Here is a 22,579-nt window from a genome sequence, read left to right on the forward strand (position 1 = left end):
CGACAGAGTTGATCGTTAGCGGTCCATGCACGAACTTATCATCCGCGCGATAGAGCAGGGCGGCCTCGTCGGCATCTTCCTTCTCATGGCGCTGGAGAACATTTTCCCGCCGATCCCTTCCGAAGTCATCATGGGGCTTGGCGGGGTGGCGGTGTCCCGCGGCACGATGGATTTCTGGCCATTGATGATCTCCGGGACGGTCGGATCGACTCTCGGGAATTATGCCTGGTATTGGCTGGGAGACCATTGGGGCAAAACGAGGCTCGAACCCTTTGTCGAGAGATGGGGGCGCTGGCTGACCATGGAATGGGAAGATGTCGAAAAGGCACGCGGGTTTTTTCGGCGGCATGGGCCATGGGTGGTGTTCGTGTTCCGGTTTACGCCGATCTTCCGTACCATGATTTCGCTTCCGGCAGGCTTGGCTCACATGGGCGTCTGGCGGTTTCTTGCCTTTACCTTTGCGGGGGCGTTCATCTGGAACCTTCTCCTGGTCGAAGGCGGGCGAAGGCTCGCCGACTGGCTGGAAGAATCGCAGCACATACTTGGCTGGATCATCCTCGGATTCATCGGCCTTGCGCTGGTCGGATATCTGTGGCGGGTGGTTACGTGGAAACCGCGCGACAAGCGCTAGCTGCCTTCGCGCGGGTGGGCCTTGCGATAGATATCCAGCAGGCTAGCGGCGTCGACCTTGGTATAAATCTGCGTGGAGCCGAGGCTGGCATGGCCAAGCAATTCCTGCAGGCTGCGTAGATCTGCGCCTGCGCCCAGAAGATGGGTCGCGAAGCTGTGGCGCAGTGCGTGGGGTGTTGCCGTGTCTGGCAGCCCCAGTGCCTTTCGGGCCCGAGCGGTCGCCTTCTGCACGACACCTTGGGTCAATGGCCCGCCCTTGGCCCCCCGGAAGAGGGGCTCATTTCTGCTCAGCGTCCAAGGACATTGAGCGACGTAATCAGCCACCGCTTCCCGCACGACGAGCAGGATAGGTACAACGCGCTGTTTGCCGCCCTTGCCGGTGACGGTCAGTCGTTCACCCAGGGGGATCGCATCCCCTGAAACAGAGAGTGCCTCGGCTATACGCATGCCCGCGCCATAAAGCAGGAGGAGAACCGCACGGTCCCGCGCGCCAATCCAGTCTTCGCCTGCGATAGCCTCCACGGTATCGGCAAGCCCTATCGCATCGTCAGGCGTGACGGGGCGGGGCAAACCCTTGCGGATTTTGGGACCTCGCATTCGGGGAGGGTCGGAAAGTTCATGGCCTGCCTGTGCCCGGGCGAAAGCGATAAACCCCTTGAGCGCGGACAACTCACGCGCCGCAGAAGCATTCGATAATCCGTCCGAACGCCGCGAGGCGAGATGGGACCGCAGTTGTGCAGCCGTGATATCGGCCACCTGGTCCCAAGAATTGAGGTTGAGCCGAGCGAGAAGGGTTGATGCGGCCTTGTCGTAAGCCCGAACCGTATGCGGCGAACGCCTGAGCCCCAAAGCGAGGTGATCGTGCCAAGGACTCAGCAGCTCAGCCCGGCTCATGATGCCACCAGATCTGCCTGAACCAATTCGCCCAGCAGCGCATCCAGCAATGGCATGCCTTGCGGAGTGACGCCGATCTTTTCCTCCCTCGACCACACGAGGCCGAGATTCCGATAAAGGGCCATCTTGCTGACATCGATCAGACTAGAGGTCGTAACATCGAACCGGCCACCGATCGCAGCGAGGTCGATCCCTTCGTCAAGTCGAAGGCCCATCAGGAGTGCTTCGGAAGCCTGTTCGCGCCGATCGAGCATGCGTGCTTCGGCAATTCCGTGCGAGTGATCCGCGACTGCCGAAAGATAGTTTTCCGGTTTCTTATGCCTAACTGTTGCCTCATTTCGACGCCGCCCATGGGCGCCGGGTCCGATGCCGATATAATCCTGATACCGCCAGTATGTGAGGTTGTGCCTGCTTTCCTGTCCGGGGCGGGCATGGTTGCTGACCTCATATGCCGGTAGCCCCGCTGCGTCTGTCATGCTGCGCGTGAGAGCGAAGAGATCTGCGGCATTGTCGTCGTCCAGCGGGTCGAAAATGCCGCGACGGACATCGGTCGCGAACCGGGTCGTCGGTTCGATAGTGAGCTGGTAAAGCGACATGTGATCGGTGCCCAGCGCGAGAGCTTCGGCCAGTTCCATGCTCCAGTCATTTTCCGATTGCTCCGGGCGTGCGTAGATAAGATCGATCGACACGCGCGAGAAATGGCTTTGCGCCACCTCGACAGCTTTTACCGCTTCGTCCGCGCCGTGAAGGCGGCCGAGGAAGCGCAGTACGTCGTCGCGCAGGCTCTGCACACCGAGCGAAACCCGATTAACCCCGGCAAGGGCAAGCTCGGCGAATTTGGCAGCTTCTACCGAACTGGGATTGGCTTCCAGCGTGATTTCGATTCCGGGTTCGAAACCCCAGAGGCGTTCGGCCTCGCCTAGAAGGGTCGAGACCAACGCTGGGGGCATCAGGGAAGGGGTTCCACCACCGAAAAAGATGCTCGTCAGCGGTTCATCGGAGCAGACTTCGCCGTGCTCATGACGCATGTCTGCAAGCAGGGCCGTTTCCCACAACGTGACATCCGTGGTCTGCCGTACATGACTGTTGAAATCGCAATAGGGGCATTTCGCAAGGCAGAACGGCCAATGAATGTATAATGCGCGGGCCAATATCTTCAGCTTATCTTAACTGTGGATGCGGAATCTGCCCGCCATGGACGGGTCAAGAAGATGGACTGCGCCTATCGTCGGCGCTTTAGCGGTGCTTTGTGCCACGGGGACTGCCGTGGCTGCAAGCGGATCGTCTAACTCGAGCTATGCGATGCCTGGGGAGCGAACGGCGCCATCAGGTTCCAGGGTCCAGGTCGCGGCACGCATTCTCGGCATGCACAATGCAGAACGAAACCGCCTCAGTCTCGAGCCGCTGAAATGGAATGTCCATCTCGAACGCGAAGCAGAACAATGGGCGCGCGTCCTCTCCGAAAAAGGCGTTTTACAACACGCCGATCGCTCCACACGCAACGGTACGGGTGAGAACCTTTGGATGGGAACAGCCGGCAATTGGCCGATCGAAACCATGGTGGGCATGTTTCTCGACGAGAAGAAACACTACCGGCATGACAGTTTTCCAAACATCTCGCGCACCGGGAGTTGGAGCGATGTAGGCCATTACACTCAGATAGTGTGGCGTGACACGAAAGAGGTTGGTTGCGCGGTGGTTACGGCGCGCGGCAATGATGTGCTTGTCTGCCGGTACTGGCCGGCCGGGAATGTCTGGGGTCGAAAAGCCTACTGAGATTCAGCCGAACTGCTCGGCGACCAGCTTCGCAAAGGCATCCGCGCGGTGGCTGATGGCGTGCTTATCTGAAGGATCGAGTTCAGCGAAAGTCTGTTCGCGTCCCTCGGGTACGAAAACCGGATCGTATCCGAATCCCAGAGCGCCCCGCGGAGGCCAGGTGAGCGTGCCCTTTGCGGTCCCTTCGTATATGGCGTGTTCCCCATCGGGCCACGCCAGAGCGAGCACGCAATGAAAGGCGCTGGAACGATCGACATTCGCCCCTTTCTGCTGAAGCATGCCTTCCACCTTGCCCATGGCCATGAACCAATCACGACCGGGATCGCCTTCGAACCACTGCCGTTCCGCCCAATCCGCGGTATAGACGCCGGGTCGCCCGTCGAGTGCGTCAACCGACAGGCCGCTATCGTCTGCCAGAGCCACCAGACCCGAAGCCTCCGCTGCCGCCCGCGCTTTCAGAAGCGCATTTTGGACGAACGTGGTGCCCGCTTCTGCAGGTTCGGGCAGCCCGAGGGAGCCCGCCGAGATGCATTTGACACCATACGGTTCGAGCAGCGCGGAAATCTCTTTGAGCTTTCCCGCATTATGCGTGGCAATCACCAGCGTGCTCGAACCGATGCGGCGTGTCATTTGCGCGTTGCCTCTTCCTGAGCCTTGAAGATCTGCGCGCAGCCGATCTGGGCAAGGCGCAGGAGCCGCAGGAAGCCCTCCTCGTCATAGGGCGCGCCTTCGGCGGTGGCTTGTGCCTCGGCAATCTTGCCGCCTTCGATGAGGACGAAATTGGCATCGGCATCAGCGCTGCTGTCCTCGGGATAGTCGAGGTCGAGAACAGGTGTGCCCTTGTAGATACCGCAGGAGATCGCGGCAATTTTCGCCGAAATCGGATCCTGCGTAATAGCGCCCGATTTCATCAGGCCATCGACTGCCAGGCGAAGGGCGACCCAAGCGCCGGAGATAGAGGCCGTGCGAGTACCGCCGTCGGCCTGCAAAACGTCGCAATCCAGCGTGATCTGATGCTCGCCCAGCTTCTTCAGGTCCACGACCGAGCGCAGGCTGCGGCCGATCAAACGCTGGATTTCCTGCGTCCGGCCGCTCTGCTTGCCTTTGGCCGCTTCGCGCTGGCCGCGGGTATGCGTCGCGCGCGGGAGCATAGAATACTCACCAGTGACCCAGCCTTCGCCCTTGCCGCGAAGCCAGGGCGGGATTCGATCTTCGACCGAAGCGGTGCACAGGACACGCGTTTCACCGAAACTGATCAGGCAGCTGCCCTCAGCATGCTTGGTGTAGCCGGTTTCGATGGTGATAGCGCGCATTTCGTCGGGCGCACGGCCGGAAGGTCGCATAGGTTTCTCCATTGCAGTCGAATCTCGGGGATGCCTGTGGCGCAAGGGTCTTGAGGCCGCAAGGGGAGTGGTTAGATAGGGAACATGAATTCACCGCCACTCACAGATTTGTCCGATCGCGCACGGGATATCTTCCGGCTCGTGGTCGAAGGGTATCTGGAAAGCGGCACACCCATGGGCTCCAAGGCGCTGGCGGGGGAAGGGGGGGTGAACCTTTCGCCGGCGTCGATACGCTCGGTGCTGGCCGAACTCGAGCAGCGCGGACTGCTGGCGGCACCGCATACCAGTGCGGGTAGAATGCCGACGGAAACGGGCCTTCGTCTTTTCGTCGATGCGATGATGCAAGTCGCCGAGCCGACCCGCGAAGAACGTGCCGCAATCGAACAACGCCTTGCGGAGCCGGGACCGATCGAGCGAGCTTTGGAAGAAACCAGCGCCTTGCTATCCGATCTTTCGGGCGCAGCTGGCATGGTGATGGTGCCGACACGCGAACCCAAGCTCGCACAGATATCCCTCACCGCGTTGGATGCAAACCGCGTGCTGGCTGTTCTGGTGGGCGAAGACGGACATATCGAGAACCGGATTATCGCCCTTCCGGTCGAGGCGCTCGGCACGTCACTCGAGCAGGCGAGCAACTATCTCACCGCGCGAAGCGCCGGACGGACCTTGGCGCAGGCCGCGAGCATGGTCGAAAAGGAGATTGCCAGCGGCAGATCTGCCCTCGACGAAGCCAGTCGCGATTTGGTCCAGCGGGGGCTCGCGGTATGGAGTGAAGATGCCAGCAACCGCCCGGTCCTGATCGTCCGGGGGCAGGCCAACCTGCTCGACGAGACCGCACTGGGCGATATCGAACGGGTTCGCTCGCTGCTCGACGATTTGGAAAGCAAGCAATCGGTGGCCGGCTTGCTGGAACGTGCCCGGAGAGCTGACGCGATGCGCATATTCATCGGCAGCGAGAACCGGCTTTTCTCGCTTTCGGGCTCTTCCGTGATCGCTTCACCCTACCGGGACCGCGAGGGTAAGGTTGTCGGTGTGCTGGGTGTCATCGGCCCAACTCGGTTGAATTACGCGCGAGTCGTCCCCATGGTGGATTTCACCGCCCGATCCTTGGGTAAACGAATTGGCTGACAGGGTTTTCCAGTGAACGACGAGAACAAGAACGAACCGCACGAAAAAGCGGTCGATGCAGATCTGGCACGTGAGATGGAAGGTGTGCCCGAACATCTTCGCGACGATTCAGATGACGACGCCGATACTCCGATCGATGATGCGCTTGCGAAACTGAAGGGCGATCTCGAAACGGCGATGCAGGACGTGCTGTATGCGCGTGCGGAAACACAGAATGTGCGTCGCCGGCTCGAAAAGGATGTTCAGGACGCCCGCAATTATGCAGCGACGGGTTTCGCACGCGATATTCTCAGTGTTGCCGACAATCTTGCGAGGGCGCTCGACCACGTTCCCGAAGAACTACGCGAACACGAAAAGGCGAAGAATTTCATCGCCGGCATCGAAGCCACTCAGCGTGAGTTGGAGAAAGTCTTCAACAGCAATGGCATCACTCGCATTGCCGCCAAGGGCATGCCGCTCGACCCGAACCAGCATCAGGCAATGATGGAAGTGCCGACCGATGATGCAGAGCCCGGCACGATCGTGCAGGAAATGCAGGCCGGGTATATGATCAAGGATCGCCTGCTGCGTCCAGCCATGGTCGGCGTGGCCAAGAAGCCCGATTAACTCCGTCAAAGCAGGGGAATGACGATGAGGACTGCCATTTTCGGAGCGGCGGTTCTTGTCGCCTCCGCCTTCGCTACACCGCTTGCTGCTCAGGATAGCGCCGACGATGAACTGTCGGCGCTGGCTGATGCATATTACGACTACCAGCTCGAACAGTTCGGCATGAGCGAGGCGGCGAACGGTAGCACCGAGCAGGGCGATACCTTGTGGTCGGTTACCCCCGACGCGCAGCGTCAACGCTCCGCGCAATACAAGTCCTATCTGACACGCCTCGACCAGATCGATCGCGAAGCATTGAGCGAGAAGGCAAGGACCAATGCTCTAGTGCTCCGGTCGTTGCTGGAATCTGATATCGGCGATGCGCAGTTCGCCGAATGGGAAATGCCGTTCGACAGCGATTCCAATTTCTGGTCGTACCTCGCGCCCTCGCGGGGTTTCACCACGGTAGAGGAATACGAAAACTACATCGGCCGGATGCAGGACATTCCGCGATATTTCGCCGAGCAGACCGCCAACGCAAAAGCAGGCCTCGCGCGCGGGTTCTCGGTGCCGCGGGTTACGCTAGATGGTCGCGATGTATCCATCGCCTCCTATGTCGTGGACCAGGCGGAAGACAGCCCGTTCTGGAAGCCATTTGCCGACATGCCGCGCAGCATTCCCGAAGCCGATCAGGAACGTCTCAGGGCAGCCGGCCGTGCAGCGATCCGCGACGATGTCATTCCAGCCTATGCCGACTGGCTCGCCTTCTTTCGCAACGAATATCTCCCGCAGACCCGCACCACCCTCGGCGCCAGCGAATTTCCCGATGGCGAGGCCTATTACGCGCAGCAGATCCGGCAATATACGACTCTCGACCTGTCGGCAGAGGAAATCCACCGCATCGGCCTCGACGAGGTGGCGCGAATTACCGCCGAGATGGAGAAGGTAAAAGAGAGCGCCGATTTCGACGGCACGCTGGCGGAATTCGTGAACTTTCTGCGCACCGATCCGCAATTCGTGGCGCGCACGCCCGATGAACTGATGGGCGTATCTGCCTATGCCGCAAAGCGTGTCGATGGGCGGCTGGCCGACTATTTCGGCTTCCTGCCCCGGCACCGGTTCACCATCCGGCCGGTCGATCCTGCCATTGCCCCGTTCTATACGGCGGGACGGGGCGGGCTCGATGCCTGCCAGATGAACACCTACGATCTGGCGTCCCGACCACTCTACAATATCCCTGCACTTACACTGCACGAATGCGTCCCGGGCCACAGCTTCCAGGGTGCCGTCGCGTTGGAGCAGGAAGAGGCGCCGCGCTTCCGCCGCCAGACCTATTTCTCCGGTTTCGGCGAAGGCTGGGGTCTCTACGTGGAATATCTCGGGGAAGAGATGGGCATCTATCGCACGCCCCACGAGAAGTTCGGCCGCCTGTCCTACGAGATGTGGCGCGCTGCGCGGCTGGTCATCGATACCGGTATCCATCACTACGGCTGGAGCCGGGAGCAGGCGGTCGACTATCTTGCGAGCCATACTGCGCTGTCCGAGCGGGAAGTGGGCACCGAAATCGACCGCTACATCAGCTGGCCGGGGCAGGCGCTGGCCTACAAGCTGGGGGAACTGACCATCCGCCGGGTGCGCGAGAAGGCCGAAAACGAGCTCGGTTCCTCCTTCGACATTCGCAAGTTCCACGATGTGGTGCTGTCGCTCGGCTCGGTTCCGCTTCCCGCACTCGAAGCGCGGATCGACGCATTCATCGCCGATGGCGGGCAGGGGTTGCCCGGGGTTACTTACGACTGACGACTTCCGAAATCGTGGCGCGGGATACGGTGCGGGCAGCGGGTGCCAAGGAACAACATCCGGCGCCGCCCGTAGATGGCCAACGCTAACAATTTCGGAGAATCGCGATGAACGCCAAGTTATTTCTTGCACCTGCCCTGGCCGTTTCCACCCTGGGCCTCGGGGCGTGTGCGCAGAACTATGGCGTCGAAGGCGCCGGGCTCGGTGCCGCAGCCGGTGCGGGTCTGGGCGCCATTCTGGGCGATGACATCACCACCTACGCGCTGGCCGGCGCCGCCATCGGCGGCGTGGTCGGTTATGCCACGGACAAGAACGACGAGTGCGACGGCTATTATGGCGATGGCCGTTATGTCGACGATGATTGCCGTAATGCTGACCGCTACGCCCGATACTGGTAAGCAGACTTCGTACCCCGGTGCCGGATCAGCTTTCGGCGCCGGGGAAGCGGACCAGCATTTCGTAAGCAGCCGGATCGGCGACGCCGGCGATCTTCATGCCTCGGCGCAGCCAGAAAGCATGTTTCACGATCTCCGCCTGTTGCTCGATACCATATCGTTCGAGTGGCCAACCGGGCTTGAGTGAATAATCGTAACGCGCCCAGGGCATGCGCCGCGTTACCAGAAACCATTCGCCCTTCGCCTGAACCTGCCACACATGAACCAATTCGTGGATGAAAAGGCCTTGGCGCCGCAGGTCGACCTTCGAGAAATCATCGCAGTAAGTTTCACCGCGAGGATGGAAATGCAGGTGGCCGCGCGGAGCCATGGTGACCTGACGAGGTTGAAACGGAAACCATTTTTTCCGCCTGATCATTATTCGGCTGTAATCGATTGCGTGACCGAAAACGGTTCGCGCAAGCTCTATCTCGCCTGAGGTCAGGGGCCGCTCGCCCCCAATCGGACATCCGGGCACGAGATCATCCCCCATGATTTTCGCGCCCGGCATCTGCTGCCGGTCGCTCAGCGCTCGTCACCTGCAGCGCGGACTTCGACAGGGAAAGTCTTCTTCTTGCCGCCAACGACGGTGAGCGTCATGTCGGTCGAGGTGCCAGCCTGCACCGAAGGATCGAGATCGAAAACCATCACGTGGAAGCCGCCGGGCTCAAAGCTCTGCGTACCACCCGATTCGACAAGTACCTGTCCGACGCTGTCCATCATCATCTGGCCATCGACTTCCAGCGAACCGTGAAGTTCCGCATTGCCGGCCCCTTTCACATCTGCGCGACGAATTGCGTAATTGCGATCACCGGTGTTCTCGACATCGAAATAGATGGCACCCGGGTTGCCGGATACTGCCGGTAGCATCAGCCGCGCATTGCTGACTTCGAGGGCCACTTCATCCGCTGCTGGTGCAGTGGTTTCTTCGGCAGGGCTCGAACATCCCGCCAACGTGAGCGCCGCTAAAGTCAGGGCGGCCGGTGCTAAATGTGTAAGTTTCATCAATTTGTCCCCTCTACGTACTGGCCGAAAAACTAGCCGACCCCCTCCCTTGTGCCAAGAAAAACCACACCTATATCGCCCGAGTAATACACCACCGGATAGAGCCGCCGACCGGTTTCGCCAGGATCGGGGAACCAATGATGCGGTGTCCAACGACTTGAAACAGATGGGGAAACCATGAGCAAAGTTATCGGTATCGACCTTGGCACAACCAACAGCTGCGTCGCCGTTATGGACGGCGGCAAGCCCAAGGTTATCGAAAATTCGGAAGGCGCGCGCACGACGCCTTCGATTGTCGCCTTCACTAAGGACGGCGAGCGCCTGATTGGTCAGCCGGCCAAGCGTCAGGCTGTCACCAATCCTGACAATACCCTGTTCGCGATCAAGCGCCTTATCGGCCGCCGGTTCGATGATCCGCTGACCAAGAAGGACATGGGTCTTGTCCCTTACGACATCGTCAAGGGTAAGAACGGCGACGCGTGGGTCGAAGCCGGCGGCGAAGATTATTCGCCCAGCCAGGTGTCCGCCTTCATCCTGCAGAAGATGAAAGAAACGGCAGAGGGCTATCTCGGCGAAACCGTCACGCAGGCCGTGATCACGGTTCCCGCATATTTCAACGACGCACAGCGCCAAGCAACGAAAGACGCCGGTCAGATCGCCGGCCTCGAAGTGCTGCGCATCATCAACGAACCGACGGCTGCAGCACTTGCCTACGGCATGGACAAGGAAGACGGCAAGACCATCGCCGTCTATGACCTTGGCGGCGGTACGTTCGACGTTTCGGTTCTCGAAATCGGCGATGGCGTCTTCGAAGTGAAGTCGACCAACGGCGACACTTTCCTGGGCGGCGAAGACTTCGACAGCGCGATTGTCGAATATCTCGCGGACGAGTTCAAGAAGAAGGAGAACATGGATCTCCGGACCGACAAGCTCGCTCTGCAGCGTCTGAAGGAAGCCGCCGAAAAGGCGAAGATCGAACTGTCGAGCTCGGCACAGACCGAAGTCAACCTGCCCTTCATCACCGCACGCATGGAAGGCGGCAGTTCTACCCCTCTGCATCTCGTCGAAACGATCAGCCGTTCGAAGCTCGAACAGCTCGTCGGCGACCTGATCAAGCGCACGCTCGAACCGTGCAAGAAGGCGCTGGCCGATGCTGGCGTGTCCAAGAACGAGATCGACGAGGTGATCCTGGTCGGCGGCATGACCCGCATGCCCAAGGTTCGCGAAGTGGTGGAAGAATTCTTCGGCTCGAAGCCGCACACCGGCGTGAACCCCGATGAAGTCGTTGCAATGGGTGCCGCCATCCAGGCCGGCGTTCTTCAGGGCGACGTCAAGGATGTGCTGCTGCTCGACGTGACCCCGCTTTCGCTGGGCATCGAAACGCTCGGCGGCATCATGACCAAGATGATCGATCGCAACACGACGATCCCGACCAAGAAGACGCAGACCTACTCGACCGCGGAAGACAACCAGAATGCGGTTACCATCCGCGTCTTCCAGGGCGAGCGTGAAATGGCGCAGGACAACAAGATGCTGGGCCAGTTCGACCTGGTCGGTATCCCTGCCGCACCGCGCGGTGTGCCGCAGATCGAAGTTACCTTCGACATCGATGCCAACGGCATCGTGAACGTGTCCGCCAAAGACAAGGGCACGGGCAAGGAACAGCAGATCCGCATCCAGGCGTCGGGCGGTCTGTCCGACGACGACATCGAAAAGATGGTTCAGGACGCGGAGAAGTTCGCCGACGAGGACAAGAAGCGTCGTGAAGGTGCGGAAGCGCGCAATCAGGCCGACAGTCTCGTTCACGCAACCGAAAAGCAGCTTGAAGAACATGGCGACAAGATCGACGCTTCGTTGAAGAGCGAAGTTGAAGAGAAGGTTGCCGCCCTCAAGACGGCGCTCGAAGGCGACGATGCAGCCGACATCAACGCCAAGGCTCAGGACCTGTCGCAGAGCGCGATGAAGATGGGCCAGTCGATTTACGAGCAGGAGCAAGCCAAGGCCGCTTCCGACGCTCCGACCGACGGCGCGGCTGCCGGTAGTGAAGGCGGCTCGGAAGAAGAAGTCGTCGACGCCGAATTCTCCGAAGTCGACGAAGACGCGAAGAACTGATCGGACGATGAGAAACCAGTCGCCGCCGGTGCCGCAATGCACCGGTGGCGATTGAGTATTGGGAAGCCATGTCAGCGACCGAAATTGATTTTTACGAACTCCTTGGAGTGAGCCGCGATGCCGATGGGGCGACGATCAAGTCGGCCTATCGCAAACTGGCGATGAAGCACCATCCGGATCGCAATTCTGGATGCGGGGAAAGCGAAGGCAAGTTCAAGGCCGTGAGTGCCGCCTATGAGGTTCTCAAGGATCCTCAAAAACGTGCCGCCTACGACCGTTATGGCCACGCAGCTTTTCAGCAAGGCGGACCGGGCGGTGGTCAACCCGGTGCCGACTTCGGCGACATCGGGGATATATTCGAAACGATCTTTGGTGGTGCATTCGGCGGCGGAGGACGTGCACGTCCCAGGCGCGGTGCGGATCTGCGGTACGATATGCAGATCGATCTGGAAGAAGCCTTTCACGGTAAATCGACCGAGATCGAGATCGAAGTTTCACAGAATTGCGAAACCTGCCACGGGTCCGGCGCTACGCCAGGTACTCGCGCGCGAACTTGCAACCTTTGCCACGGGCAGGGACAAGTTCGGGCCAAGCAAGGTTTTTTCGTGGTCGAGCGACCATGCCCCAATTGCCATGGCAGCGGTGAAGTCATCACCTCGCCCTGTCGCGACTGCCGCGGGGAAGGACGCATAGACGTTCCTCAGGCGCTTGCCGTCGAAATTCCGCCGGGCGTCGATACCGGGACGCGGATTCGGCTTTCGGGCAAGGGGGAAGCTGGGCCGCGTGGTGCTCCTCCCGGTGACCTTTATATTTTCGTGCATGTGAAGCCGCACGAGATTTTCCAGCGCGAAGGGACAGCTCTCGCAACGCGCGTTCCGATCAGCTTTACCACTGCTTCGCTGGGCGGATCGATCGACATTCCCAATCTGGATGGCGAAGATGTCACGATCGAAATTCCCGCAGGCATTCAGTCGGGCAAGCAGCTGCGACAGCGTGGTGCTGGCATGCCCGTTCTGCAAGGGCGGGGTCGCGGCGATCTCGTTGTCGAAATTGCCGTGGAAACTCCGACCAGGTTGAGCAAGGAACAGCGTGCATTACTGGAACAGTTCCGCGAACTGGAAACTGGCGACGAATGCCCTGAAAGCCGTGGTTTCTTCGATAAGCTGAAAGGTGCCTTCGGCGGGTAATCCCGTTTGCTAGTCAGGCAAACGCTCCGACACTTCGCGGCGAATTTCCTCGATCAGCTTTTTCGAACAGCGCTTGGCACCCTGCTCTTCGTCCAGGATGGCATTGAAGGCTTCTCGCTTGAAGCTGCGGCGGGTATCCTCCGCAAAGGGCTTGCTTACGGTTGAGCACACGAGGTCGATCATACGTTCGGCCCCGTGCAGTCGTCCCCATAAGTAATCGTTCTCGCGGTAAGCCCGGCTGAAGAACGCCCCGAAGTTGTAAAACTCGATTCCGCGCAAGGTGGCCCGTGTCCCACCTTCGCGAATGCTACGCGCGTCATCAGGGCTTATGCGGTCCACTTTAACCGGGTCGAACTCGGTCAGCCCTTCATTACGCAGGAGCGGCAGGGTCGCCACGTCGTAAAACGGGAATCCCAAATAGGTCAGCAGCATCCGACGCCGCAGATTCTTTGGCATCTGCTCAAGCGCAGCGGCAAGCATTTCCTCCGCCCGTTCATCGAGGTCTGGCAAAAGACGTTTCGCCTCGATCATGTCGAGCAGGCTTCCGGGATCTTGCAACACACTTTCGGCCAGGGGCTCGAATGACGAGCCGAGCGCCGCGACGCCTTCCTTTTCGAAATAAAGGGCAAGTATCTCGAAGACCGCATCGCGCCCCTTTTCCAATGCATCGTCCGGGATGTCGGGATCTGCCTCCCAGTCGCGCGCCAGGCGCCGGGCGAGCAACCGCAGGCGGCGAATGCGAAATCCGATGTCGTGTTCTCTCAGGAAAGCGATTGCTTCGGCCGATGCCCCCCCGCCAGGTGCAGAAAGCGTGTCCAAACCGCGCTGCGCCAATTCGGCCCGCAGCACGGCTTCGATAGGAGACGTATCGTCGACAGCGAGTTTTGGCGCAGCCTCGATGGCGAGCCTGGCCAATCTGGTAACGATCCCGGCAAACTTGGCCTGCGCATAAGCGTGGAATGCATATCCGGCCCTTTCAGCCGCCGCCTGCTGGGCTTTCTGCCGCCACGCATTCAACCGCGCTGGAGTGGGGCGATCCAGAAACAGTGTGCGTCCGAACAGTTTGTCGACGGCTGCATCCACTTCTGGCCGCAGCGCGCTGACGATCCGCCTCAACCTTTCAGCCTCGCGGCTCTGTTCTTCGAGCTGTTCCAGATTGTCACGAATGGGCTGTTCGCGCGGAATGGTCGACAAGGATCCGAAGATCGCGGAGAAGAAACCAACCGGCTCGTTCTTTTCCGACGTGCGATTGCTCGACCTGTCCGGGCGGGGATCGACATATACGAAACGGCGATCCACCTCGCGCTGAGCGGGACGACCCTGAAGAGCGGAAATGGCGCCGGCGAACGGTTTGTTGACGAGTACCGATCCGTCGATAAGCGACACGTTTTCAATACTATCCCGCGCAGCATGAACGGGCATTATGCGTTGGATAAAATCATCGCGCCCAGCCCACGTACGTTCGGTGAGATTGGAAAGCTGATCGATCTCTTCGACGCGCAAGGGTGGGAAGGCGCCAGGAAAACTGGCTGTCGCACGGGCCGCAAATACCAGTTCGAGCGGATTGGCCAGATCGCGTCCACCCGCCGCGGGCGTGCGCGTCCTGAATGAGATGGGCATGCGATGTTCAGTGTCTTCGACGACAGGCGGGCTATGGAGCCGCAGGAGTTCCAGATATCCATGAAAATCCGTCGTGGTGACATACAGGTCCAGCGGGTGGCCCGGTGGGAGGAGCGGCTTTTCTATTTTGCTTTCGGCCATTGCCGAAAACGCCCGTTCCAGCAGACGCGAAAAGCCGATGCCGGAAAATGGCGGTTCGAACCACCGCCCGCGTACGAGATGCGAGACCTTGCGTTCGACCTCTGCCCGCGTTTCCGGTGCGACGGCATCGGCTAGATCACCGCCCGGGCGGTTCAGTAGCCAGGTCGCGAAGGGCTGTGCCCACATTTTCGAAAAGCGCCATTTGAGCCGCGCCTTTGGATCGACCAGTTCGTCCACATCGGCGACCTCCAGCCAGAGATCGGTCAAAGGCTCCAGTGACTGGCCGGAATGAACCGCCTGCGCCAGAAAGACGGTGTTGATCCCGCCCGCGCTCGCGCCGCTCATGATGTCGGGCAGGACCCGGACATGCAGGTCCTGTTCTGCCACAATCCGCTCAAGCAGATCGCGATAGACCCTGCCTACGCCGTCGGGGGATGAACTTGTCGAATGGAAATCGCGGCTAGCCCTGGCGAGCTGCCACAACTCGCGTGTAACCCCGTGCATATAGACCGCCAGGCTGACTCCGCCATAGCATACCAGCGCGATCCTCAGTTCCTTGTGCCGCATCGCCCGATGCTGTGCACGGATAAACGCCGCAAGGCAATTGCGTTCATCAAATGTTCTGTCTAGCTGGGCTCATGGCAAAGCCGAAGAAACGCTATGTCTGCCAGGCCTGTGGCAGTGTCTCCCATCGCTGGCAGGGGCAATGTGCCGACTGCGCAGAATGGAATACGCTGGTGGAAGATGCCCCGGCGACCGTCTTTTCGATGAAACACGATCTTTCGAGTGGGGGGAGGGCCGTCGAGTTTGTCGAATTGGACAAGCCGGGACCTCTTCCCGTGCGGCAGCCCACCGGTCTGGCCGAATTCGACCGGGCCCTGGGTGGCGGGCTCGTTCCGGGTTCGGCGATCTTGCTCGGCGGGGATCCGGGTATCGGGAAATCCACCCTTCTGCTGCAGGCGGCAGCACGGATCGCCCGCGAAGGGCGGGGCGTCGTTTACGTCAGCGGCGAAGAAGCATCGGGTCAGGTGCGCATGCGCGCGGCGAGGCTGGGTCTCTCAGATGCCCCGGTAAAGCTGGCAGCGGCGACCGGTGTGCGCGATATTCTCACGACCTTGGGTTCTATGGATGCACCGGGTCTGCTGGTGATCGATTCGATCCAGACGATGCATTCCGACACGATCGAAGGCGCGCCGGGAACGGTCAGCCAGGTCCGTGGCTGTGCATTCGAACTGATCCGCTACGCGAAGGAAAACGGTGTCGCTCTTGTACTTGTCGGTCATGTGACCAAGGATGGCAGCATCGCGGGGCCCCGCGTGCTCGAACACATGGTCGATGTGGTGATGAGTTTCGAAGGGGAGCGGAGCCATCAGTACCGGATTTTGCGCGCGCTCAAGAACCGCTTCGGCGCCGTCGACGAAATCGGTGTCTTCGCCATGGCGGGGGAAGGGCTGGAAGAGGTGGACAATCCTTCCATGTTGTTCCTTTCGGGCCGTGACGAACCGATGGCCGGCAGTGCCGTTTTCCCGGCCATCGAAGGCACGCGGCCGGTGCTCGTGGAAATTCAGGCGCTGATCGTAAGGCTGCAATCCGGGGCGACGCCTCGCCGTGCCGTCGTCGGTTGGGACACGGGCCGGCTTGCGATGCTCCTTGCCGTACTGGAGTCGCGATGTGGGCTGAACTTCAGTTCGGCAGAAGTCTATCTGAACGTGGCTGGCGGTTATCGGCTATCCGACCCAGCGGCGGATCTTGCCGTCGCTGCGGCGCTCGTCAGCGCGATGTCGGACAAGGCTCTGCCCGCGCGCAGCATCTGGCTGGGCGAGGTCTCGCTCGCGGGCGAAATCCGCCCGGTCGCGCATGGCGGTCTGCGCCTGCGGGAAGCGGCCAAGCTCGGCTTCGATCGAGGGTTCGGACCGCTGGATGTGAAGGGTGGATCGTCGGCGCTCGCTTACGATGGTTTGGGACAACTGGCGAACCTCGTTGACCGCGTAATCGGTAATTCATAAGTCACGACCAAGGAAGGGTCATGACCGGTTTCGATTATATCGTCCTGTTGATCGTCGGCATCGCTGCTGCGGGCGGCTTCATGCGTGGTTTCCTTCAGGAAATACTTTCGCTTGCAGCCTGGGTACTGGCCGCGTTCGCCATCCGCTTTCTGCACACGCCTCTGACCCTGTCACTGCAGGATTTTCTCGGCGACGACATCACGACATCGCTGCTCGCATTCACCCTGCTGCTGCTCATTCCCTATGCCGCGATGAAGGTCATCGCCAACAATGTGGGGATGGCATCGCGCAATTCGCTGCTTGGGCCGATCGACCGGGTTCTCGGCTTCGGGTTCGGCGCGCTGAAGGGCATGCTCATCGTCGTGATCGCCTTTTCGCTGCTCGTACTGGGTTACGATACGGTATGGAGCTACAAGGGGCGGCCGAACTGGATCACCACAGCGCGCAGCTATGAGTTGGTGGATTCCAGCTCGCGTGCCCTTGTTCAGGTTCTGGCGGAGCGGCGAGCCACTTTGCGCGATCAGTCTGACGAAAGCGAGTGATGGCTTCCTCCCGCGCGCCTGCGCTCTACTCGACCGAACTGCTGGCTCTGGCTATCGAACTGGCCGATTATCCCTTTGACACTGCAGCCCCCGCGATAGGCCATGCCCGGTCGCGCAGCTGCGGAAGCGTAATCGATCTGTCGTCCTCTGGTGGATCACTCGAGGATCTTGGCCTCAGGGTTTCCGCTTGCGCTGTCGGCCAGGCGTCTGCTGCGATCTTCGCGCGCGAGTCGTCCGGGATGAACGCTGCGGCGATCGCGGCCATGGTCGAAAACCTCGGCGAATGGCTGCAAGACAAGGCACCCAGCTCCATTCTTCCCCGACTTGAACTGCTTGAACCCGCCCGGCCGCATCTGGGGCGCCACGAAGCAATTCTCCTGCCGTGGAGAGCGGCGCTGGATGCGCTTTCCAAGACTGAAGCGGCCCGCTAGCTTCCCGACGCAAGGATATTCGCGGGGGAGGAAGCGCGAGATGGTCGAGACTGTGGCGGCGGTTAACCGGGAGCCCACGGACAAGGAAATCCGCCTTGTCATAGCTGCGAGCAGCGCCGGTACGATCTTCGAATGGTACGACTTCTTCATTTACGGCACGCTTGCCGCATTGATCGGCGCGGCCTTCTTCCCGAGCGACAACGAGACACTCGAAATCCTGCTCGTATGGGCAGGATTTGCAGTCGGCTTCGGTTTTCGCCCCCTTGGTGCGATCCTGTTCGGCTTTCTCGGCGACAGGTTGGGGCGCAAATACACCTTCCTCGTGACTGTTACCCTTATGGGGATTGCCACTGCCGGTGTCGGGCTCATCCCCAGCGCATCGAGCATCGGCCTGGCGGCTCCGACCATCGTCATAGGCTTGCGCATACTGCAAGGGCTGGCGCTTGGCGGCGAATATGGCGGAGCGGCGATCTACGTTGCCGAGCACGCACCGCCTGAGAAACGGGGGTTCTACACCAGTTTTATTCAAGCCAGCGTCGTCGGCGGGTTCGTCCTGTCGATCCTCGTGGTCATCGCGTGCCGGACATTGATCTCCGCGGAAGATTTTGCGGCGTGGGGGTGGCGCATCCCATTCCTCCTTTCGATTGTCCTCCTCGGGATTTCGCTGTGGATGCGGCTGAAGCTGTCTGAAAGCCCCGTCTTTCAAGCGATGAAAGCGGCCGGCGAGAGCAGCACCAACCCGTTCAAGGAAAGTCTGACCTACCCCGGCAATCCCAAGAGGATATTTGTCGCCCTGTTCGGCATAACCGGCGTGCTGACCACGATCTGGTACACGGCGTTCTTTTCGGGCCTGTCGTTCCTGCGCGGTCCCATGCGGGTGGACGAAACCCTGGTCGAATGGATGCTGTTGATCGCCGGAGCCATCGCCATGAGCTTCTATCTTGTTGTTGGAAAATGGTCCGACAGGGTGGGGAGGAAAAAACCCATCATCATCGGCGCGGCAGCAGCGCTGGCGCTGCTGTTTCCGATCTTCTGGGGGATCGGCGCACTGGCCAATCCAGGGCTTCAGGCAAGTGCGCAGGCAGCGCCGATCACAGTCACCGGGCCGCGGTGCGAATACGATCCTTTCGCGGAAATCCAGGCAAGCCCGTGTGGGCGCGTCCTGCAGGATCTGACCGCTCTCGGAGTGCCCTATACTATCGATAACGATCCGGCCTCTGGCCTGTCGATCGGTTCTGCGACTTACGTCTATGACGATATTCCGGACAACACCCGGCGGGCGATCGTGCAGGGCTGGCTCGAAACCAACGGCTACGATTTCACGCGGCAATTCCCACCCCTGGTCAACATCGTGGGGATCATCGGGCTGCTCCTGGTGCTGGGCATGTTGTCGGCCCTGACATTCGGATCGGTTGCCGCCCTGCTTTCGGAAATGTTTCCGGCCAAGATCCGCTACAGTTCGATGTCGATACCTTACCACATCGGCGCGGGCTATCTGGGCGGGTTCCTGCCGCTGATTGCGGGCTATATTGTGGCGATGACGGGTGACGCATATGCGGGGCTCTGGTACACGATGGCGGTGGTCGGATTCGGCCTGATCGTTGCGTGGTGGGGTCTTCCCGATGGGCCTCCGCGAGATTTCGAAGATGGCGAACAGACGCCGCCGGTTACGCCTTCCTTTCCGTGAGTACTCCATGACAGACTGTCCGCCGCCGACTTTGGGGCTGAGCATCGATAGCGACGCTTTGACGCAAAACTGGCAGGCGCTGAATGCGATGTCGGGCAGTGGCCGGGCAGGCGCCGCGGTCAAGGCAAACTGTTACGGGCTCGGTGTCGATCACTGTGTGCCGAAACTGCGTGATGCAGGCTGCCAGGATTTCTTCGTTGCCCACTGGAGCGAAGTTCCTGCCGTTCTTCGCTACGTCCCTGCGACGCAGGTCAGCGTACTTCACGGCGTCCTTAGTGCAGAAGAGGCAGCATACGCCCGCGCTACGGGCGTCAGCCCGGTGATCGACAGTCTCAGGCAGGCAAGGATCTGGCAGGAGGGCGGCGGGGGATCATGCCACCTGATGGTCGATACGGGGATAAACCGGCTCGGCATTTCGCCTGCCGACATCGCCGACCCTGTCATTCAGTCGCTCGATGTCGATATTCTCATGAGCCACCTCGCCTGTGCGGACGAAGACAGTCCCATGAACGCACAACAGCTCGAAGACTTTCGCGCCTGCATTCCAGCCATTCGGCACCAGCGGACAAGTCTGGCCAACAGCGCAGGCATCGCTCTTGGCGCGGATTATGCCTTCGATCTGACGCGTCCGGGTCTGTCGCTCTATGGCGGGGTCCCGCGTGCCGAACTGGACGGACCGATACGGCAGGTTGCCCGTCCGGAAGCTTCGCTCATTCAGGTGAAGGAGCTGCAGGCCGGGGAAAAGGTCGGCTATAATGCGACATTCACTGCGCCTGCCCGCATGAAAGCGGGGGTTGTCTCCCTCGGTTATGCAGACGGCATCCTGCGCAGCTGGGCCGGCGCGCATTTCCGGTGGGGCGAAACGCCGCTTCCGATACTCGGCAAAGTTTCCATGGACATGATCGTGATCGACCTCACCGCCGCGCCGGAACTGGGCGAAGGGGACTGGGTAGAATTGCCCTATTGGTTGCCCGATGCTGCGCAGCAAACCTCTCTTTCCCAATATGAATTGCTCACGGTTCTGGGGCAGCGTTTCGGTTGACGTTTAGGTGACGTTGCGCTGCACATTTTGCACGTGCTAAGTATCTCGCAATGCACAATCTGGGAGCATGCTGGCATGGCCAAGAGGACCGCCGAAGGCGAAGCGATCATCATCAAGAAATACGCCAACCGGCGGCTCTATAATACCGATACGAGCAGTTACATCACTCTGGACGATCTTGCGAAGATGGTCCGCGAGAATGTGGATTTCCACGTGCTCGACGCAAAGACCGGTGACGACATCACCCATACGATCCTGACGCAGATCATCGTAGAGGAAGAGAGCCACGGTACGCAGATGCTGCCGGTCAGCTTCCTGCGCGATCTCATTTCCATGTATGGCAATTCCATGCAGGCGATGATGCCAAGCTATCTTGAAGCGAGCATGACGAACCTGCGCAAGAATCGCGAACAGCTTCAGGCGGCCTTTGCGAAGGGTATCGAAAGCAATCCGCTGGCCAAGATGGCCGAAGCCAATTTCAAGATGATGCAGAACGCTGCGGAAGCCTTCATTCCGGCAACGCGCAAGCCTGCGCGGGACAATCAGTCGGATGACCTGGCTCAGATGCGCCGGCAAATGGCCGAAATGCAGAAGAAGCTGGACGAGATGAGCAAATAGCGGCATCGGCCCGCCCGCCGATCCGACCAGCAATTACGGGAATATAACGTGGCCCAGATACGCCATGCCTTGAACACCAAGCGCGACGATGATTTTGCAGCCTGGTACCAGGAAGTCATCAGCGCTGCCGAAATGGCCGAAGAATCGGGTGTGCGAGGCTGCATGGTCATCCGGCCCTGGGGCTACGGCATATGGGAGCGCATGCAGCGCTTGCTGGACGACCGGATCAAGGCAACCGGCCACGCCAACGCCTATTTCCCGATCTTCATACCGCTCTCCAATTTCGAGCGTGAGGCAGAGCATGTCGAAGGCTTTGCCAAGGAAATGGCCGTGGTCACGCATCACCGATTGATTGCTGGCAAGGATGGCGGCCTTATTCCGGATCCGGAGGCCAAGCTGGAAGAACCGCTGGTTGTCCGCCCGACGTCCGAAACGATTATTGGCGATGCCATGGCGCGCTGGCTCCAGAGCTGGCGCGATCTTCCGCTGAAGCTCAATCAGTGGGCCAATGTCGTGCGCTGGGAAATGCGCACGCGTATGTTCCTGCGCACCAGCGAATTTCTCTGGCAGGAAGGCCATACCGCCCATGCCGACGAGGTCGAGGCGAAGGACCACACGCTCACCATGCTGGAGGTCTATCGCGCCTTCGCGGACCAAGATCTCGCGCTCGCGGTCGTTGCCGGTGAAAAGCCCGAGAACGAACGGTTTCCCGGCGCAGTCGAAACCTGGTCCATCGAAGCGATGATGCAGGATGGCAAGGCATTGCAGGCCGGAACCAGCCATTATCTCGGCACCAATTTCGCCAAGGCCAGCGGCATCAAGTTCCAGAACAGGGAAGGCAGCGAAAGCCTCGCCCACACGACCAGTTGGGGCGTTTCTACCCGCATGGTCGGCGGCGTCATCATGACGCATGGCGACGACGATGGTCTGCGCCTCCCGCCCAAGATCGCCCCGCAGCAGGTCGTGATCCTGCCGATGTTGCGCGACAAGCCGGAAGACGATGCGCTGATCGAATATTGCGAAGCCTTGCGTGCCACCCTCGCCGGGCAGAGCGCATTCGGCGAACCGCTACGCGTCCTCCTCGACACGCGGCCCGGCAAGGCTGCCCAGAAGCGGTGGGATTACGTGCGCAAGGGCGCTCCGATCATCGTTGAGGTCGGCGGCCGCGACATGGAAAACGGCGTTGTCAGCATGCTTCGCCGTGACCGCCTGTGGGACAGCGAAACCGGCAAGGTCGATTTCCAGAACCCGACCCGCGAAGTTGCCGGGCAGACCATCCCCGACGTTCTCGCCGATATGCAGAGCGTGCTGCTCACGCAGGCTGCCGAGCGGCGCGATGCCAACGTGACCCGCGGCATCACCGATTTCGGAGCGGTTGAAGATCACTTCGGCGCCTCCCGCTACCCGGGCTGGGTCGAAGTCCAGTGGTCCAGGCCAACGGGTGACGCTCTCGAAAAGGTCGTCGAACGCTTGAAAGAGCACAAGCTCACGATCCGCAATGTCCCGATGGACGCAGCGCCGGTTGACGGCGCCTGCATCTTCACCGGCGAACCGGCGGTAGAGCGCGTGCTTCTCGCCAAGGCGTATTGATCCACACCGTG

The 22,579-nt window shown here is 60.4% G+C and carries 23 protein-coding genes; 16 read left to right on the plus strand and 7 right to left on the minus strand.

Annotated features, from left to right (window positions below; genetic code table 11):
• Positions 1-25: 25 nt before the first annotated feature.
• The gene (locus K3177_RS11805; protein ID WP_221598402.1) at positions 26-631 is read left to right on the plus strand and encodes a DedA family protein; all 606 of its coding nucleotides are present in this window, start codon (positions 26-28) and stop codon (positions 629-631) included.
• On the opposite strand, the gene K3177_RS11810 is transcribed toward K3177_RS11805, so the two are convergent.
• Both K3177_RS11810 and hemW read right to left on the minus strand, forming a co-directional pair.
• On the minus strand, positions 628-1,524 hold the full coding sequence (locus K3177_RS11810) for a tyrosine recombinase XerC (protein WP_221598403.1): 897 nt from the start codon (positions 1,522-1,524) through the stop codon (positions 628-630). The two genes, K3177_RS11805 and K3177_RS11810, sit on opposite strands and share 4 nt — an antisense overlap.
• Positions 1,521-2,675 (minus strand): radical SAM family heme chaperone HemW, encoded by a 1,155-nt coding sequence (gene hemW / locus K3177_RS11815; RefSeq protein WP_221598404.1) that lies wholly within the window; start codon positions 2,673-2,675, stop codon positions 1,521-1,523. The genes K3177_RS11810 and hemW overlap by 4 nt, the downstream gene beginning before the upstream one ends.
• A gap of 115 nt (positions 2,676-2,790) precedes the next feature.
• Between hemW and K3177_RS11820 the strand changes: the two genes are divergently transcribed.
• A complete protein-coding gene (locus K3177_RS11820) occupies positions 2,791-3,300 on the plus strand; it encodes a CAP domain-containing protein (RefSeq protein WP_345725400.1) in 510 nt (169 codons plus the stop codon).
• 3 nt (positions 3,301-3,303) lie between these two features.
• On the opposite strand, the gene rdgB is transcribed toward K3177_RS11820, so the two are convergent.
• Both rdgB and rph read right to left on the minus strand, forming a co-directional pair.
• Entirely contained in the window at positions 3,304-3,930 is a 627-nt protein-coding gene (gene rdgB / locus K3177_RS11825) for an RdgB/HAM1 family non-canonical purine NTP pyrophosphatase (protein WP_221598405.1), read from the minus strand.
• Positions 3,927-4,643, minus strand: a complete 717-nt coding sequence (gene rph, locus K3177_RS11830) for a ribonuclease PH (protein WP_196846129.1) — start codon at positions 4,641-4,643, stop codon at positions 3,927-3,929. The genes rdgB and rph overlap by 4 nt, the downstream gene beginning before the upstream one ends.
• Before the next feature lie 84 nt (positions 4,644-4,727).
• Between rph and hrcA the strand changes: the two genes are divergently transcribed.
• The 4 genes from hrcA (at position 4,728) to K3177_RS11850 (ending at position 8,551) form a co-directional block, all read left to right on the plus strand.
• Positions 4,728-5,771 carry a heat-inducible transcriptional repressor HrcA gene (gene hrcA / locus K3177_RS11835; protein ID WP_221598406.1) on the plus strand — a complete coding sequence of 348 codons (1,044 nt, stop codon included), beginning with the start codon at positions 4,728-4,730 and terminating at the stop codon, positions 5,769-5,771.
• Positions 5,772-5,783: 12 nt separating this feature from the next.
• Entirely contained in the window at positions 5,784-6,377 is a 594-nt protein-coding gene (gene grpE, locus K3177_RS11840; protein ID WP_103025037.1) for a nucleotide exchange factor GrpE, read from the plus strand.
• 24 nt (positions 6,378-6,401) lie between these two features.
• On the plus strand, positions 6,402-8,153 hold the full coding sequence (locus K3177_RS11845) for a DUF885 domain-containing protein (RefSeq protein WP_221598407.1): 1,752 nt from the start codon (positions 6,402-6,404) through the stop codon (positions 8,151-8,153).
• Positions 8,154-8,260: 107 nt separating this feature from the next.
• The gene (locus tag K3177_RS11850; RefSeq protein WP_221598408.1) at positions 8,261-8,551 is read left to right on the plus strand and encodes a glycine zipper domain-containing protein; all 291 of its coding nucleotides are present in this window, start codon (positions 8,261-8,263) and stop codon (positions 8,549-8,551) included.
• A 25-nt stretch (positions 8,552-8,576) separates the two neighbouring features.
• On the opposite strand, the gene K3177_RS15590 is transcribed toward K3177_RS11850, so the two are convergent.
• Positions 8,577-8,816 (minus strand): hypothetical protein, encoded by a 240-nt coding sequence (locus tag K3177_RS15590; protein WP_420493674.1) that lies wholly within the window; start codon positions 8,814-8,816, stop codon positions 8,577-8,579.
• On the opposite strand from K3177_RS15590, the gene K3177_RS15595 reads away from it, so the two are divergent.
• Complete coding sequence (locus tag K3177_RS15595) at positions 8,808-9,026, plus strand: hypothetical protein (RefSeq protein ID WP_420493675.1); 219 nt, start codon at positions 8,808-8,810, stop codon at positions 9,024-9,026. The two genes, K3177_RS15590 and K3177_RS15595, sit on opposite strands and share 9 nt — an antisense overlap.
• An 86-nt stretch (positions 9,027-9,112) precedes the next feature.
• Here K3177_RS15595 and K3177_RS11860 read toward each other — a convergent pair whose 3' ends face one another.
• Positions 9,113-9,592 carry a copper chaperone PCu(A)C gene (locus K3177_RS11860; RefSeq protein WP_221598410.1) on the minus strand — a complete coding sequence of 160 codons (480 nt, stop codon included), beginning with the start codon at positions 9,590-9,592 and terminating at the stop codon, positions 9,113-9,115.
• A gap of 177 nt (positions 9,593-9,769) precedes the next feature.
• On the opposite strand from K3177_RS11860, the gene dnaK reads away from it, so the two are divergent.
• Together dnaK and dnaJ are read left to right on the plus strand one after the other, a co-directional pair.
• Positions 9,770-11,704 (plus strand): molecular chaperone DnaK, encoded by a 1,935-nt coding sequence (gene dnaK, locus K3177_RS11865; RefSeq protein WP_221598411.1) that lies wholly within the window; start codon positions 9,770-9,772, stop codon positions 11,702-11,704.
• Positions 11,705-11,772: 68 nt separating this feature from the next.
• Positions 11,773-12,891, plus strand: coding sequence for a molecular chaperone DnaJ (dnaJ, locus tag K3177_RS11870; protein WP_221598412.1), 1,119 nt, complete (start codon positions 11,773-11,775; stop codon positions 12,889-12,891).
• Between the two features lie 9 nt (positions 12,892-12,900).
• On the opposite strand, the gene K3177_RS11875 is transcribed toward dnaJ, so the two are convergent.
• Positions 12,901-15,219 carry a patatin-like protein gene (locus tag K3177_RS11875; protein ID WP_221598413.1) on the minus strand — a complete coding sequence of 773 codons (2,319 nt, stop codon included), beginning with the start codon at positions 15,217-15,219 and terminating at the stop codon, positions 12,901-12,903.
• Between the two features lie 71 nt (positions 15,220-15,290).
• Between K3177_RS11875 and radA the strand changes: the two genes are divergently transcribed.
• The 7 genes from radA to proS all read left to right on the plus strand — a co-directional run bounded on the left by radA (position 15,291) and on the right by proS (position 22,568).
• On the plus strand, positions 15,291-16,658 hold the full coding sequence (radA, locus tag K3177_RS11880) for a DNA repair protein RadA (RefSeq protein WP_196846139.1): 1,368 nt from the start codon (positions 15,291-15,293) through the stop codon (positions 16,656-16,658).
• Positions 16,659-16,678: 20 nt separating this feature from the next.
• On the plus strand, positions 16,679-17,200 hold the full coding sequence (locus tag K3177_RS11885) for a CvpA family protein (RefSeq protein WP_103025030.1): 522 nt from the start codon (positions 16,679-16,681) through the stop codon (positions 17,198-17,200).
• Positions 17,200-17,631, plus strand: a complete 432-nt coding sequence (locus K3177_RS11890) for an iron-sulfur cluster assembly scaffold protein (RefSeq protein WP_221598414.1) — start codon at positions 17,200-17,202, stop codon at positions 17,629-17,631. Before K3177_RS11885 ends, K3177_RS11890 begins: the two co-directional genes overlap by 1 nt.
• 40 nt (positions 17,632-17,671) lie before the next feature.
• Positions 17,672-19,318 (plus strand): MFS transporter, encoded by a 1,647-nt coding sequence (locus tag K3177_RS11895; RefSeq protein WP_221598415.1) that lies wholly within the window; start codon positions 17,672-17,674, stop codon positions 19,316-19,318.
• Between the two features lie 7 nt (positions 19,319-19,325).
• Positions 19,326-20,360 (plus strand): alanine racemase, encoded by a 1,035-nt coding sequence (gene alr / locus K3177_RS11900; RefSeq protein ID WP_221598416.1) that lies wholly within the window; start codon positions 19,326-19,328, stop codon positions 20,358-20,360.
• A gap of 75 nt (positions 20,361-20,435) precedes the next feature.
• Positions 20,436-20,978 carry a polyhydroxyalkanoate synthesis repressor PhaR gene (gene phaR, locus K3177_RS11905; protein ID WP_221598417.1) on the plus strand — a complete coding sequence of 181 codons (543 nt, stop codon included), beginning with the start codon at positions 20,436-20,438 and terminating at the stop codon, positions 20,976-20,978.
• 48 nt (positions 20,979-21,026) lie between these two features.
• Complete coding sequence (gene proS / locus K3177_RS11910) at positions 21,027-22,568, plus strand: proline--tRNA ligase (RefSeq protein ID WP_221598418.1); 1,542 nt, start codon at positions 21,027-21,029, stop codon at positions 22,566-22,568.
• Positions 22,569-22,579 lie beyond the last annotated feature (11 nt).

This window comes from Qipengyuania pacifica (assembly GCF_019711555.1).
Lineage (GTDB): Bacteria > Pseudomonadota > Alphaproteobacteria > Sphingomonadales > Sphingomonadaceae > Qipengyuania > Qipengyuania pacifica.

Bases quoted from the DNA above. Each gene is read 5' to 3' on its own strand.
- K3177_RS11805 (WP_221598402.1), top strand. From the start codon at position 26: ATGCACGAACTTATCATCCGCGCGATAGAGCAGGGCGGCCTCGTCGGC.
- K3177_RS11810 (WP_221598403.1), bottom strand. From the start codon at position 1,524: ATGAGCCGGGCTGAGCTGCTGAGTCCTTGGCACGATCACCTCGCTTTG.
- rdgB (WP_221598405.1), bottom strand. From the start codon at position 3,930: ATGACACGCCGCATCGGTTCGAGCACGCTGGTGATTGCCACGCATAAT.
- rph (WP_196846129.1), bottom strand. From the start codon at position 4,643: ATGCGACCTTCCGGCCGTGCGCCCGACGAAATGCGCGCTATCACCATC.
- hrcA (WP_221598406.1), top strand. From the start codon at position 4,728: ATGAATTCACCGCCACTCACAGATTTGTCCGATCGCGCACGGGATATC.
- K3177_RS11845 (WP_221598407.1), top strand. From the start codon at position 6,402: ATGAGGACTGCCATTTTCGGAGCGGCGGTTCTTGTCGCCTCCGCCTTC.
- K3177_RS11850 (WP_221598408.1), top strand. From the start codon at position 8,261: ATGAACGCCAAGTTATTTCTTGCACCTGCCCTGGCCGTTTCCACCCTG.
- K3177_RS15595 (WP_420493675.1), top strand. From the start codon at position 8,808: ATGAACCAATTCGTGGATGAAAAGGCCTTGGCGCCGCAGGTCGACCTT.
- K3177_RS11860 (WP_221598410.1), bottom strand. From the start codon at position 9,592: ATGAAACTTACACATTTAGCACCGGCCGCCCTGACTTTAGCGGCGCTC.
- dnaK (WP_221598411.1), top strand. From the start codon at position 9,770: ATGAGCAAAGTTATCGGTATCGACCTTGGCACAACCAACAGCTGCGTC.
- dnaJ (WP_221598412.1), top strand. From the start codon at position 11,773: ATGTCAGCGACCGAAATTGATTTTTACGAACTCCTTGGAGTGAGCCGC.
- K3177_RS11875 (WP_221598413.1), bottom strand. From the start codon at position 15,219: ATGCGGCACAAGGAACTGAGGATCGCGCTGGTATGCTATGGCGGAGTC.
- radA (WP_196846139.1), top strand. From the start codon at position 15,291: ATGGCAAAGCCGAAGAAACGCTATGTCTGCCAGGCCTGTGGCAGTGTC.
- K3177_RS11885 (WP_103025030.1), top strand. From the start codon at position 16,679: ATGACCGGTTTCGATTATATCGTCCTGTTGATCGTCGGCATCGCTGCT.
- K3177_RS11890 (WP_221598414.1), top strand. From the start codon at position 17,200: ATGGCTTCCTCCCGCGCGCCTGCGCTCTACTCGACCGAACTGCTGGCT.
- K3177_RS11895 (WP_221598415.1), top strand. From the start codon at position 17,672: ATGGTCGAGACTGTGGCGGCGGTTAACCGGGAGCCCACGGACAAGGAA.
- alr (WP_221598416.1), top strand. From the start codon at position 19,326: ATGACAGACTGTCCGCCGCCGACTTTGGGGCTGAGCATCGATAGCGAC.
- phaR (WP_221598417.1), top strand. From the start codon at position 20,436: ATGGCCAAGAGGACCGCCGAAGGCGAAGCGATCATCATCAAGAAATAC.